The 12,955-nt window shown below is 70.6% G+C and carries 10 protein-coding genes and 1 pseudogene; 6 read left to right on the plus strand and 5 right to left on the minus strand.

Annotation, left to right across the window (positions count from 1 at the left end; translation table 11 throughout):
- Window positions 1-11 precede the first annotated feature (11 nt).
- Window positions 12-161 (plus strand): annotated as a pseudogene (locus ML01_RS31390) (Cys-every-fifth RiPP peptide CefA); the annotation flags it as partial.
- Window positions 162-182: 21 nt separating this feature from the next.
- Here ML01_RS31390 and ML01_RS14700 read toward each other — a convergent pair.
- The 4 genes from ML01_RS14700 to ML01_RS14715 form a co-directional block, all read right to left on the minus strand.
- On the minus strand, window positions 183-815 hold the full coding sequence (locus ML01_RS14700) for a flavin reductase family protein (protein ID WP_058556153.1): 633 nt from the start codon (window positions 813-815) through the stop codon (window positions 183-185).
- 52 nt (window positions 816-867) lie between these two features.
- A complete protein-coding gene (locus ML01_RS14705; protein WP_058556154.1) occupies window positions 868-1,293 on the minus strand; it encodes a universal stress protein in 426 nt (141 codons plus the stop codon).
- Window positions 1,294-1,424: 131 nt separating this feature from the next.
- Entirely contained in the window at window positions 1,425-2,177 is a 753-nt protein-coding gene (locus ML01_RS14710; protein ID WP_058556155.1) for a TerC family protein, read from the minus strand.
- Window positions 2,178-2,237: 60 nt separating this feature from the next.
- Complete coding sequence (locus tag ML01_RS14715) at window positions 2,238-2,840, minus strand: hypothetical protein (RefSeq protein ID WP_058556156.1); 603 nt, start codon at window positions 2,838-2,840, stop codon at window positions 2,238-2,240.
- Window positions 2,841-3,067: 227 nt separating this feature from the next.
- Here ML01_RS14715 and ML01_RS14720 point away from each other — a divergent pair, with 227 nt between their 5' ends.
- Together ML01_RS14720 and ML01_RS14725 are read left to right on the plus strand one after the other, a co-directional pair.
- Window positions 3,068-3,964, plus strand: coding sequence for an EcsC family protein (locus tag ML01_RS14720; RefSeq protein WP_058556157.1), 897 nt, complete (start codon window positions 3,068-3,070; stop codon window positions 3,962-3,964).
- The gene (locus tag ML01_RS14725) at window positions 3,961-4,467 is read left to right on the plus strand and encodes an invasion associated locus B family protein (RefSeq protein WP_058556158.1); all 507 of its coding nucleotides are present in this window, start codon (window positions 3,961-3,963) and stop codon (window positions 4,465-4,467) included. Before ML01_RS14720 ends, ML01_RS14725 begins: the two co-directional genes overlap by 4 nt.
- Window positions 4,468-4,715: 248 nt before the next feature.
- Here the strand turns inward: ML01_RS14725 and ML01_RS14730 are convergent, their stop codons facing one another.
- Window positions 4,716-6,674, minus strand: a complete 1,959-nt coding sequence (locus ML01_RS14730; protein ID WP_058556159.1) for a serine/threonine-protein kinase — start codon at window positions 6,672-6,674, stop codon at window positions 4,716-4,718.
- A 343-nt stretch (window positions 6,675-7,017) separates the two neighbouring features.
- On the opposite strand from ML01_RS14730, the gene ML01_RS14735 reads away from it, so the two are divergent.
- From ML01_RS14735 to ML01_RS14745, 3 genes are all read left to right on the plus strand, one after another.
- Window positions 7,018-7,917, plus strand: coding sequence for an OmpA family protein (locus ML01_RS14735; protein WP_058556160.1), 900 nt, complete (start codon window positions 7,018-7,020; stop codon window positions 7,915-7,917).
- Between the two features lie 239 nt (window positions 7,918-8,156).
- Window positions 8,157-9,986, plus strand: a complete 1,830-nt coding sequence (locus ML01_RS14740; RefSeq protein ID WP_082674304.1) for a ShlB/FhaC/HecB family hemolysin secretion/activation protein — start codon at window positions 8,157-8,159, stop codon at window positions 9,984-9,986.
- A gap of 99 nt (window positions 9,987-10,085) precedes the next feature.
- On the plus strand, window positions 10,086-12,955 hold a 2,870-nt coding region (locus tag ML01_RS14745), incomplete at its 3' end, for a filamentous hemagglutinin N-terminal domain-containing protein (RefSeq protein ID WP_156427734.1).

Genomic DNA, 12,955 nt, shown 5'->3' on the forward strand with positions numbered 1-12,955 from the left:
CGGATGCCTGCTTAACGGATGCCTGCTTAACGGATGCCTGCTTAATGGATGCCTGCTTAATGGATGCCTGCTTAATGGATGCCTGCTTAATGGATGCCTGCTTAATGGATGCCTGCTTCGGGTTCCGCCGCGCTGGCCCGATTCGGGCGAGCGCCCCGTGACCTCGTCGGCCTTGGGTCTGGTCAGCCGCGCACCGCGGCTCGCCATGCATCGATGGCAGCGGCGTCGATGCCGCCATCGCGCGCGTACAGCCGATCCAGCTCCGCGCGCTTGTCGGGCGGGGCCAGGTCCATGAGCCTGCCGGCGGTGAGCGGGTTGCCGTCGGCGAGCACGCCGCCGCCGGTGACCTCGGCGAGGTAGACGGTCCGGTCGCCGGTGTCCATGCGCTTCTCGACCCGGCAGTCGAGCCAGGCGAGGAGGCCTTCGACGCGCGGGTTGCCCAGGGGGGTGCGCAGGTCCGGCAGGCCGGCGTACTTGTCGGTGTCCTTGCCGGTCGCGAGGCCGAAGCGCCAGACGAGCCCCAGCGCGCTCTCGGGCAGCAGGGCCACGGCGAAGCGGTCGCTGGCCTCGATCATGCGCCAGGTGTGGTGCTGGCGGGCGATGCCGGTCACCATGCGCGGGCGGTCGCCGACGATGGCGGCGCGCGCCACGAAGGTGGCGATGCAGCCGCCGCAACGGCTGCCGGGCGCGGCGGTCTCGGCCGCGGTGACCAGCCAGAGCGGCGGGTCGTAGAGGTGGTAGACGGCGCGCACCGCGGCGGCGGTGTCAGCGTCCAGGGGCTGTGCGCTTGCGGCTTTGGGGGCGGGCTCGGACATGGTCTGGACGGCTGTGGCTGGCGGCTCTGCACGCATGTGCGATGGTGCGCCCTTACTTGACCAGCGCCACCGGGATTTTCAACCGCCGGATCACGTTCTGCGCCACGGAGCCCATGAGCAATTGTGTCATGCCGGAGCGCCCGTGGGTGCCCATGACGACCCGGTCGAACTTCTGCTCCTTCGCGAACCGCGCGATGCTCTGCGCCGCATGGCCCACCAGCACGTGCCACTGGTAGCTGACGCCGGCGGCGTCCAGGCGCGCCCGGTAGGGTTTAAGCACGGCCAGGCCCTCATCGCGGTGATAGGCGGCGATGTCGTCGTCGGAGACGAACATCCGCGCATGGCCGGAGTCGATGGCCAACTGCACGTTGACCAGATGCAGGTCCAGCGGCACCTCGCCGCGGGCCATGTCCAGCACGTAGTCCAGGGCGCGGTCGGAGAACTCCGAGCCGTCTACCGGCAACAGCACCTTGGTCATTCTACCTGCCTCTGCTTGTGCGCCTGACGAGTGATGGGAACCGTTCAAAACAACTGATAGACATCCCTCTCCGCCGCCCGATCGACCGATGTCGGCTTCCGCCGTACTGACCCGGGTGTCGGGTGCTGCGGTTACTTTCGGGTATTCACTTTGTTCGCATCGCCTGGGTGCCGGCCGCCGGCGACCTGCTCCAACGGCCCGGGTGGAGTGCGCCGGGCACGCCGGGTGCCGACGATGAACACGCCGAGCGCGCCGGCCGCCGCGCTCACGTAGTGCAGCCCATGCGGCAGCGCTTGAAACAACGGGGCCAGCACGACGTCGGTGACGATCATTTTGCCGGCGATCCAGCCGAGCAGGGCGCCGCCCAGCGTGATGATGACCGGGAAGCGGTCCATCAGCAGCAGCACGAGCTTGCTGCCCCAGACGATGATCGGGATGCTGACCAGGATGCCGAAGGTGACGAGCAGCATGTCGCCGTTCGCGGCGCCGGCCACGGCGATGACGTTGTCTAGGCTCATCACCGCGTCGGCGATGACGATGGTCTTGATGGCGCCGAACAGGTGCTGCGGTGCGTCCACGCCTTCCGCGCTGACCTCGGGCTCCGGCTGCATCAGCTTAACGCCGATCCAGAACAGCAGGAGCGCGCCGACGATCTTCAGGAACGGCAGCGCCAGCAGTTGCAGCGCAAAGAAGATCAGCGCCAGGCGCAGCGCAATGGCCCCGAGCACGCCCCACAGGATGCCCTTGTTGCGCTGCTCCGCGGGCAGCCGCCGACAGGCGAGCGCAATGACCACGGCGTTGTCGCCGCCGAGCAGGATGTCGATGGCGATGATCTGCGCCACGGACAGCCAGAAGCCGCCATCGGCCAGCGCGACCTCATGCATGGCGAGGTCGCGCCCCGCCGTCGCGGCGCGGCGTCCGTGCCGGGCGCGCGTGCAGTGCCATCAGGCCGGCGCCAGCGCTGCGGCACCCTCGGCGCTGTCGGCGTCGGGCTGTGCCGCGTAGAAGCGCGTCGCCGCGAGCCCGATGAGTCGGGTCACCGCGGCCATGGACAGCGCGCCGGTGCCGACGGTCATCCAGGGGGCCGGATTCCAGCGGGCCAGCAACTGCGGCGCTGTCCCGCCGGCGCCGGTGGCGGCGACGACGGCGAGCATCTCCGGCACGCGCGCCAGGTCGTCGATGTCGTGGCCGTAGACGCAGGCGATTTCGAGGATCAGGTACAGGTGCATGCGGGCCAGCATCGACGCGGCGCCGACGACGCCGGCGTACTTGAGCAATTGGCCCGCCGCCGGAAACAGGACCGGCAGATACAGCAGCGCGCCGCCGGCGGCGGCCAGCCCGGTCTTGGCGTCCACCAGCCGGCGGGCGCGCCGGCGGAGATCATCGTCGGGAAACTGCTCCTCGAGCATGCGCACGGTGCGGCGGATCTCGTTCTTGCGCAGGCGCAGAAAGAAGTAAAAGAGCTCCTCCGTGGCCAGCGACTGGCGCCGGCCGAGGGAGCGCGCCGGTGCGGCGCGGGGCGCCTTGGATGTCGGGCCGTCGTTCATCGGGATGGGCGGGCGGGTTGCTGCAGAAGTGATCCAGAATAGCGCAAGGGGCGCCGAGCGACGGAATATGACAGTTGCGTGACAGGGCGTAAAGGCGGGCGCGCCGGTGCGTGCGCCGGCTTGGTCGGCGAGCCGGCCAGCGTCTGCCGCGGGTCCAGCAGCCGCCGCCGGCTATCGCCGCGGAGCGACACTGCGCGCCCCGGTGCGGTTTCGCCTAAGCTTGGCGTATGAACAACATCTCCGATACCCAAGCAACCGTGGACCAGCATGACCCGGCCGCCCGCGCGCTGGTGGCCGAAGGGCTGCCGCGCCACGCCGCGCGCGAGCTCGCGTGGTCCTACGAGCGCCTGGAGCACCCGTCGCTGGCCGCGCGCCTCAGTGACGCGCTGGCGTCGCCCTTCGAGCAGGCCATGAAGCTCTTGCCGCGGCGCTGGAAGCAGCAGCTCGACCGCAGCGTCGAGGCCAATATGTACCGGACGCTCAAGATCGCGATGGGCTCCATGGACTACCGCGCGCCGGTGCCGTCCAGCGACGTGATGCACCGCGTGCTGGTGGCCGGTACCGGTGCCGTCGGCGGCTTCTTCGGGCCGCTCACGGTGCTGGCGGAGCTGCCGGTGGCCACGGCGTTGATGATGCGCTCCATTGCCGACATCGCGCGCAGCGAGGGCGAGGACGTGATGGGCAGCCGCGAGGCGCGCCTCGCCTGCGTGCAGGTGTTCGCGCTCGGCGGGCGCACCAAGGACGACGACGAGGCGGAGGTGGGCTACTACGGTATGCGCATCACGCTCGGTCTGCACTTCGAGAACATCCTCAACGTCGCGGCCAAGCTGGACGGGCCGCAGATTCCGGCCGCGATCCAGCTCGCCCGCGCCATTGCCGCGCGCTTCGGCGTCATCGTCTCGGACAAGCTCGCGGCGCAACTGGTGCCGGTGGCGGGGGCGCTCAGCGCCGCGGCGCTGAATCTGATCTTCATGCAGCACTACCAGGACGTGGCTCGGGGCCATTTCGTCGTGCGCCGGCTGGAGCGCGAGTACGGCGCCCATGTCATCCGCAACGCCTACAGCCTGATCCGCGAGCAGGATCGGCTCGGCACCCGGCAGTTCAGCCCCGTCGAAGGCTGGTGAGCGGGATTGCGCGCCGCATCGCCCTCTGCGTGGGGCTCGTGCCTGCGCTGCTGCTCCCGGCGGCCATGGCCGGCGCCGAGGACGCCGGTGTGCAGGCGTTTCGCGACTGGGCGCTGCGCTGTCCGACGGGCGCCGGCTGCTCGCTGGAGCAGCGCATCTTCACGCCCGGCGCCGCAACGCCCCTGATGCTCCTGTCGTTGCAGCGCGCGGGCGGCGAGCGCCGCCTGATGGCGGCCGTGCGGGTGCCGCTCAACGTGGTTTTGCCCGAGGGGCTCGCGATCGCCGTGGATGGCGATGCGCCGCAGAAGGTGCCCTTCCACCACTGCCGAGAGGAAGGCTGCTTCGCGATCTTTCCGGTGCCGGAGCGCCTGGGCCGGCGCCTGCGTGCCGGTACCACGGCGCTGCTGACGGTGCAGTTGCTCGACGGCAACCGGCTCAGCCTGCCGGCGTCGCTGATGGGGGTGACCGCGGGGCTCAGGGCGCTCGGCGACGCGGGTCAGTGAAGATTCAAAAATAACCGCTACACTCGTCGCGGCGGAACCCGACGTTGGGCGATGGCTATCGCTATCGCTATCGCTATCGACGGTGAGCGACATTGCACGACCCAAGGGTTTCGCGCTTCGACGCAGCTTGAGCCGAATGCGGTTGGGCGGGAGGATTTCGATCCCGATCCCGATCCCGATCCCGATTTCGACGATCGGCTGGCGGAACGTGGGTGTCGGGGGTGGGGCCGTTGTTTTTGAGCGGTTTCTCAGGGCGCGACGTGAATCACCCTGGATGATGTGCTGCACGCGCCGGCCGCTTCCGGTGCTGTCAGCGCCGCGCGCAGCCGGGGCAGGAACACATCGGTGCCCGCGGTCTCGGCCAGCCTGCCGGGCAGCTCGACGCCGCCGTGGCACCAGACCGCGAGGATCAGGTCCGCGCCCGCCGGGCCGCCGACGTCGAATCCCGTCTCCCGGGCTGCCTCGCCCCGATACAGGAGCTTTGCGAAGCTGTCCGGGAAGGCCATGACCTCATCCGCGGCGCTGACGAAAAACAGATGCAGCCGCCCCGAGCCCTCGTCCCGATTCCTCACGTCCACGGCAAAGGGATCGCCGATGCGATAGCGGCCGTCGGCATGGTTGGTGCTGATGCTCGGGGCGTGCTCGGCGCCGAACGGACGGATCGTGCTGAGCGTGGCGCACACCGGCGGCGACAGGACTTCCAGCGTCGCGAGATCGACGCGGATGGACGGGATTTGCCGGAGCGCATCGCGCAGCGCAATCAGGGTGTCGCGGCTGCCCACGTAGCCCGCCATTGCAAACTCCCGCGCGCCCGTCTCCGTGAGCCGGATGCGGGCGCAGTCGAGGGTGCGAATGGCCGCGGCGATGCTGTCTTTCGCCGACGGCAGCGCGGGTGCCGGCGCCGGCGTTGCCGGGGTGTCGGGCGGCTGCGGCGTCGGCTCGGGCGTCGTCGGCTGCGACGCAGGCGGGGACGCGATTGGCGTGCTCGGGGGCTCGCGCTCCGCCGCGGCGGGCTCAGCCGGCAGGGTTTGCTGCGCGGGAGCGGTGGCCACCACCGCGGGCTGGTCGTCGGCAGCCGCGCGCGAGGCGTCATCGTCCGCCGACGGCGCCGGCCCCCGGGGCAGCCAGAGCCACAGCCCGGCCGCGATCGCCAGCACCAGCACCAGCGCAAGCCCGCCCAGCACCGCGATGAGTCCGCGGCGGCGCGGTGCCGGCGGCGTTGCGCCGGCCGCGGCCGCCGTGGCGGTGATGGACTGCCCGCTCGCGACGGTGGCGTCGGCAGCCGCCGGTGGTGGTGGGGTCGTGCCTGGCTCGCCGGGCCGCAGTATCACGGTGGCATCGGTGGCCGACGCCTCGAACAGCCGCCGCCATTCCGCCACGCTCTGCGGGCGCTGGTGATGGTCGGGCTCTAGCGCGCGGTCGAGCGCCGTCAAGAAGGTCTGGCTGTAGACGCCTGCCAGCTCCCGCGTGAGCCAGCGTCGGCGCTCGCCGAAGGCCACCGGCTTGTCGCCAAGCAGCACGAAGAACATCGACGCGGCCAGCGCGTAGATGTCGGTGAAGGGGCCGTACTCGCCCCAGGCCTGCTCCGGCGGCGCGAAGCCCGGCGTCTGCACGATGAAGCGCGACTGCGCCGCGCCGGCCACGTCGCGCCGTGCCGCGCCGAAGTCGATCAGCACCGGTGAGCCGTCCGGGCGCAGCAGCAGGTTGTTCGGCTTGATGTCGCGGTGCAGCACGTGCGCGTCGTGCACGCGCCCCAGGCCGTCGAGCAGCGCCAACAGCAGCGTGCGCAGCCGCTCCTCAGACCAGCGCAGCTCGGGCGTCAGGATGGCATCGAGCGGCTTGCCCTCCTCCCAGCGCATCGAGAAATAGACCGTGTCGTTGGCCTCGAAGACCAACTCCACCTTGATGATGTTCGGGTGCGGCTCCGGGTCCGCCAGCGCGCGCAGCGTGCGCGCCTCTTTGCGGAACTGCTCCAGCGACCACTGGAAGGCGTCGACGTGATCCTTGAGGGGCTCGACATGCCCGTCCTCGCGTCGGCGCGCTAGCTGGGCAGGCAAGAACTCCTTGATCGCCACCGTGCCGCCGATCTCCAGCAGCGTGGCCCGGTAGACGATGCCGAAGGCACCGGAGCCGAGCTTTTCGACGATCTCGTAGCCGAACAGCTTGGTGCCGGGGGGCAGGGCGGGAGCGGAATTACGGGTGTCCATGCAGGCTCGACGACTCCGGACTAGGTCCGGCCACGCCCGGCCGGGCGTGGCCGCCACGATATCCCGCGCAGGCCCGGCGCGGGTTCGGGTGCTCTGGGTTGCTCTGGGGGCTCTGGGCGCGGCGCCGATGTCGGGCTGACCCCCGGGCGCAGCAGCAGGGTTCCGCCGCAAGGCGCCATGGTGCAACAACGGCGGTTTCAACGAAAATGGTAAATACTTCCTTTGAGGTATTGCTTGCCGATGGCATACAATTCCTGACGAATGACTGGCACAAGGCGTTCCGCGGCCTTGACGCTGCACCACGCGTGCCGGCTGCACATCAACTTTACATGGAGCGTGCGCCATGAAACGACTGATCATTACGCTCGGTTGCCTGCTGTTGACCATCGGGGGTTTCCTCGGCACCGCCGCCTCGGCGCAGTCCTACCTGGACCGCAACGCGAGCCCCACGGATATCAAGCGCGCCTTGCAAGGCACGCGTTCCATCAGCCGGCGGGCACCGACCAGTGCGCCGGCGCCACGGCGCTCCGCCGGCGCGTCCGCGGGCACCCCGACCGGCTCCGGCAAGACCGCCGTGCGTCGCGCGGCCGCGGGTGCCGCCGTTGCCACGGGCGCTGTCGCGGCCCAGCCGCTGCCGCCGTCCGAGGGCGACCTCGAAGAGGGGCCGGCGTCGTTCCGCATTCAGTTTGCGTTCGGCTCCGCGGAGCTGCATCCCGACGCCATCCCGCTGCTCGACAAGCTCGGCGAGGCGCTCACGTCGGATGATCTGCGCGACTGGACCTTCGTCGTCGAGGGTCACACCGACGCCACCGGCGACGACCAGTTCAACCTCAGCCTGTCGCAGCAGCGCGCGGATGCCGTGCGCGACTATCTGGTTGCCAAGCACGGCATCGAAGCCGAGCGGCTGCCCACCCGCGGCTATGGCCCGAGCCAGCCCTTCGACCCGGACCGCCCGGCCGCCGCCATCAACCGCCGCGTGACCTTTGCTGCACCGGAAGGCGAAGCCGACGACGCGGTGGCGTCCCTGACCCCGGCGTCTGCGGATGCCGAGCCGGCCGAGGTCGAGGATGTGCCGGCTGCGGCCGCCGCCGAGCCCGCGGCGGACGAGCTCGTCATCGATACCTTCATCGAGACCGGCCCCGCGCCTGGCGAAGAACCGCCTCCCGCCGACGCGGCGCCGGCCGCGGCGCCCGAGGAAGCCGATCCGGCCACGCCGGCCGAGCAGACCACCGGCGCCTCCTGAGGCGCTGATGCAACGCGGGGCAGGATGCCCCGCGACCGCTCAAGCGCCTGAGCGCATGAGCATGGATGGAAGCGAAAACCGTGTTTTGCTCTCGTCGTCTTTTCCTGAGCAGGCTTTCGCTTAGTGTCGCCGAACTTAGTAACGCCGAAGCAGGCCCTGGAAGGCCTTCTACGCGCTCCCTGACACCGGAAAGAGGCTGATTCGCGGACGCCAGGCGCCGCAGGCCAAGGAGACAATACGTGCCCTTGTCGACGCACTGCCCCCGACGCATCGAGATCGAACGTTTCCAGATAGGCCGCCCACGGCATCGGCCCCCGCGCCGGACGGGCTGGCGCGCGGCCGTCATCATCGCGACGGTGCTGCTGCCGCCAGCCGTCGTCGGCCAGCCCGGCGGCGCCAACCTGCCGCCGGACCTGCGCGTGCAGCTCGGCGCCGGCCTGCCCGGCAGTGCCGAGCCGGATGTGCGCTTGCGCACGGTGGAGGGCAACCGCCCGGACCTGCCGCCGGCCCTGCCCGAGGTGCCCTTCGGCTTCGAGTCCGTCGCCCCCGCCGGCGCCGAGCAGGTGCGCTTCGAGCTGGGCTACATCGACTTGGACGGCGTCACGGCCTATCCGCTCGCTGCGCTGCAGCGCGGCATCGAGGGCCGCTACGGCCGCACCGTGACCCTGGCTCAGGTCTACGACATCGCCGCCGAGCTGCAACGCCGCTACCGCGAGGACGGCTGGTTTCTGGCCCGGGTGCTGGTGCCGCCGCAGCGCATCGAGGGCGGGCGGCTGCGCTTCGAGGTGCTGGAAGGGCACATCAGCGACATCGAGCTCCAGGGCGATATCGGCCCCTCGGAGCGGCTGGTGCGGGCCTACCTGGCCAAGGTCACCGCCGAGCGCCCGCTCAAGCTCGCCACGCTGGAGCGCGCGCTGCTGCTGGCCAAGGACATCCCCGGCATCGACGTGAAGGGCATCCTGCAGCCCGCGGACGATGTGGTGGGCGCGGCCCGGCTCATCGTCGTCGCGAGCCGGCAGCGGTTCTCCGGGCTCGCGCTCGTGGACAACATCGGCAGCAGCTTCACCGGCGAATGGGAGCTCGCCGCCCGCGTCGCCGCCAATGCCCACACGGCGCTCGGCGAGGAGATCGGCATCACCGGCCTCGTCAGCGACCCCGCGAACAACGCCTTCGCCGATCAGAACAACCAGAAGGTCGGCATGGTCAACGGCTCCGTGCGGGTCGGCGATCTGGGCAGCTACGTGTCGGCCCTGGTTTCCTACGGCGACTCAAACCCCGGCGGCATCATTGAGGAGTTCGCCTACCAGTCGAAGAAGCTCCTGGTGTCGTTTCGGGTCGTGCACCCGATCATCCGGGCCCGGGCGCGCAACCTGTTCGCCGACATCGGCTTCGACTACATCGACAGCGACACGGACGTGTTCGAGGACGTGCCCTTCGTCGAGGACCGGCTGCGGGTGCTCACCGCCTCGCTCGCCTTCGACTTCCGCGACCGCTTCCGCGGCTCCAGCTATCTGGGGCTCGGCCTGCGCCACGGGCTCGACGCCTTCGACGCCACGCCGGCCGAGGACCCGTTCGCCTCGCGCTTCGACGCCGACGGCAGCTTCACGACCGTGCAGTTCACCGCCTCCCGCCTCCAGGCCATCACCGACCGCTGGGGCCTGTACGTGCTGACCTCGGCGCAGTACGCCTTCGATCGCGTGCTGTCCGACGAGGAGTTCGATGTCGGCGGCATCGACTTCGGCCGCGGCTACAACCCGAAGGAGCTCTCCGGCGACGACGGCATCGGCCTGACGGCGGAGCTGCAGTACACCCGCCCGTCGCAGCGCGACTGGCTGGAGCGCTGGCAGGCCTTCGCCTTCTACGACTTCGGCTACGTGCGCCAGCAGGCGAACGACCTCTTGCCGTCGGCCTCCGCCTCGCTCGCCTCGGCCGGCGCCGGCGTGCGCACCTGGTTTGCGCGTGACCTGTCGCTGGAGCTGCAGGTGGCGCAGCCGCTCACACGCAACAGCCAGCGCGCGGACGACACGCGAGACACCCAGTTGCTCGTGCGCGCCATCGCACGCTTTTAGTCGCAGCCGGAAGCAGCGGGGCACCGCCTGCCCCGCACGGACGATTGCTCGAAAGATCTTTATGGCGCCGCGCCAGGGCGCCCGACCGGGAGACGCATCATGGGACGCATCATGGGACGCCAGCAGGGCTCGAAGTCACACGCCACAGCGCTCGGCACCCGGTTGCCGCGCATCCTCGGCGCAGCCGCGCTGACCACGCTGATGCTGGCCTTGGGCCGCGGCGTCTACGCCAACCCGCACGGCGGCGAGGTGGTGCGCGGGCGCGCAAGCATCGCCACCGACCCCGGCCGCGTCACCATCGAGCAGCACAGCGGCAAGGCCGTCATCAACTGGAACGGCTTCAGCATCGAGGGCGGCGAGGTCACGGAGTTCCGCCAGCCCGGCAAGGAGTCCATCGCGCTGAACCGCGTCGTCGGCCCCGACAGCTCCCGCATCAACGGCGAGCTCCGCGCCAACGGCAACGTCTGGCTCGTCAACCAAAACGGCGTCATGGTCGGCCCCGGCGGCAAGGTCAAGGCGCAGGGCTTCCTCGCCACCACCACCGACATCGACAACGACGCCTTCATGGACGGGCGCTACAACTTCGACCGGCCGAGCAGCAACCCCAACGCGAAGGTCATCAACCAGGGCCGCATCTCGCTCGGCCAGCGCGGCCTCGGCGCCCTGGTGGCGCCGCATGCGCGCAACGACGGCATCATCGAAGGGCAGATGTCCAACGTCGTCGTCGGCGGCGCCGAGACCTTCTCGCTCGACGTCTATGGCGACGGGCTGATCGAGTTCGACATTACCGGCAAGGTGGAGCGCCGCCCGGACGGCGTCCACGCACTCGCCGAGAACACCGGCGAGATCATCGTCGACGGCGGCAACGTGCTCATCACCGCCGACGCTGCCGCCGGCATCATCGAGGACGTCGTCAACGTCGCCGGCCGCGTGCAGGCCCGCAGCTTCACCGACCGCACCGGCGCCATCGTCATCGACGGCGGCGACCAGGGCCGCGTGCGCGTGTCGGGCGAGCTGGACGCCACCGGCGCCGTCGCCGGCAGCCGCGGCGGCAGCATCGACGTGCGCGGTCGCGACCTGCTGCTCACCGGCACCGCGCGGCTCGACGCCTCCGGCCCCGCCGGCGGCGGCGACATCCGCGTCGGCCGCGACGGGCGCAACGGCACCCGCGCCAGCCGCGAGCTGGTCATCGAGCCCGGCGCCAGCCTCAGCGCCGACGCCACCGACAGCGGCAACGGCGGCAGCATCTGGGCGCTCGCCGGCACCCGCGCCGACATCGGCGGGCGCTTCAGCGCCCGCGGCGGCGTCAACGGCGGCAACGGCGGTTTCATCGAGACCTCGGCGGCGGAGGTCCGCATCGACCCGGCGGCGAGCTTCAGCGCGCCGGCAAGGCATGCGGGCGGGGTGGCCGGGACTTGGCTGCTGGATCCGACGGACATCACCGTCGATGCCACAGTTGCCGGGCAAATCGTCACTGCGTTGCAAGGCGGCAGCAACGTGACGGTCGATACCGACGCGCCGGCCAGCCCCGATACGGTGGATGCGGACGGGAATCCGGCGCCCACCGGCGATGCCGGCAACATCACCGTCACCGCGAGCATCCAGCCCGATCTCACCACTGATGGGGGCGTGCAGGACGTGCTGCTGACCCTCAACGCCACGCGCAACATCGCTATTCAAGCTGGAGTGGCCATCGGCGTTGCGAATTCGGACACTGGCGACCGGCTCTCCGTGACCTTGAGCGCCGGCAGGGGCGCCGACGATCTCGGCGGCGTGACGCTCGCCGGCGACATCAACCTCGTTCCCGTCGCCGGCGACGGCACCGCCGGGACTGTTGCTATCGAAGCCGACGAGAGCGTGAGTCTCGTCGGAACCCTCACCGCCGCCGATGCGACGATCGAAAGCCGCTTCGGCGCCATCGACGGCGGCGGCCTGGTGATGGTCCAAGCGGTCGACCTGAGCGCCGGCGATCTGATCAACGTCATCAGTGCGGCACAGGCCATCGGCGCCGAGAGCGCCACCGGCGGCATCACCATCGCCAACGCCCTGGCCGCGGACGTCACCGTCACCGGCCTGCGCGCGCTCGGCACCGGCGGCATCGACTTCGACCAAGCGGGCGGCGGCAGCCTGGAGATTCAGGCCGCGAGCACCGCCGACGGCGGCATCGACATCGCCAATGCCAACCCCGGCGCGAGTCCCGGCGCCGAGCTGACGATCAGCGGCCCGGTCACCGCCGACGGCGCCGATGCCGACATCGCCCTCGCCACCACCGGCAGCGGCGACATCGCGCTCGAAGGCACCGTCACCGCCGAAGACGACGAGATCGCCGTCAGCGCCGCGGGCGCCATCGACGGCCCGACCGATCCCGCGCATGCGCTCGTGGCGCAGCGCGTCGAGCTCGACGCCGGCCTGGGCATCGGTGCCGCCACGGCGGTGCAGACCCGCGCCGAAGCACTCAATGCCGACGCCGTCAACGGCGCCATCGACCTCGACAACACCCTCGCCGACGCGGTGACGGTCGAGCAGTTGCGCAGCCGCAGCGGAGATCGCATCGACTTCGACCAAAGCGGCGGCGACGTCACCTTCAACGACGTCGAGACCGCGGGCACGGCGACCTTGGGCGCGGACGCGAGCATCGTCGTCGTCGGCAGCGGCATCAGCGCCGGCACCGCCAACCTCGCCGCCGGCGGCAGCCTCACCGGCGGCGTGATCGCCGCCGGCCTAGCCGACCTCGACGCGGGTGGCGAGATCAACGTCACCACCGCGGCGCGGACCATGATCGTCGACAGCGCCACCGGCGGCATCCGCATCGTCAACACCCTGGCCGAGGACGTCACCGTCACCGCGCTGCGCGCGCTCGGCACCGGCGGCATCGACTTCGACCAAGCGGGCGGCGGCAGCCTGGAGATTCAGGCCGCCAGCACCGCCGACGGCGGCATCGACATCGCCAACTCCGACCCGACCGCGGG

It is taken from the genome of Thiohalocapsa sp. ML1, assembly GCF_001469165.1.
In the GTDB taxonomy this organism is placed as follows: Bacteria; Pseudomonadota; Gammaproteobacteria; order Chromatiales; family Chromatiaceae; genus Thiohalocapsa.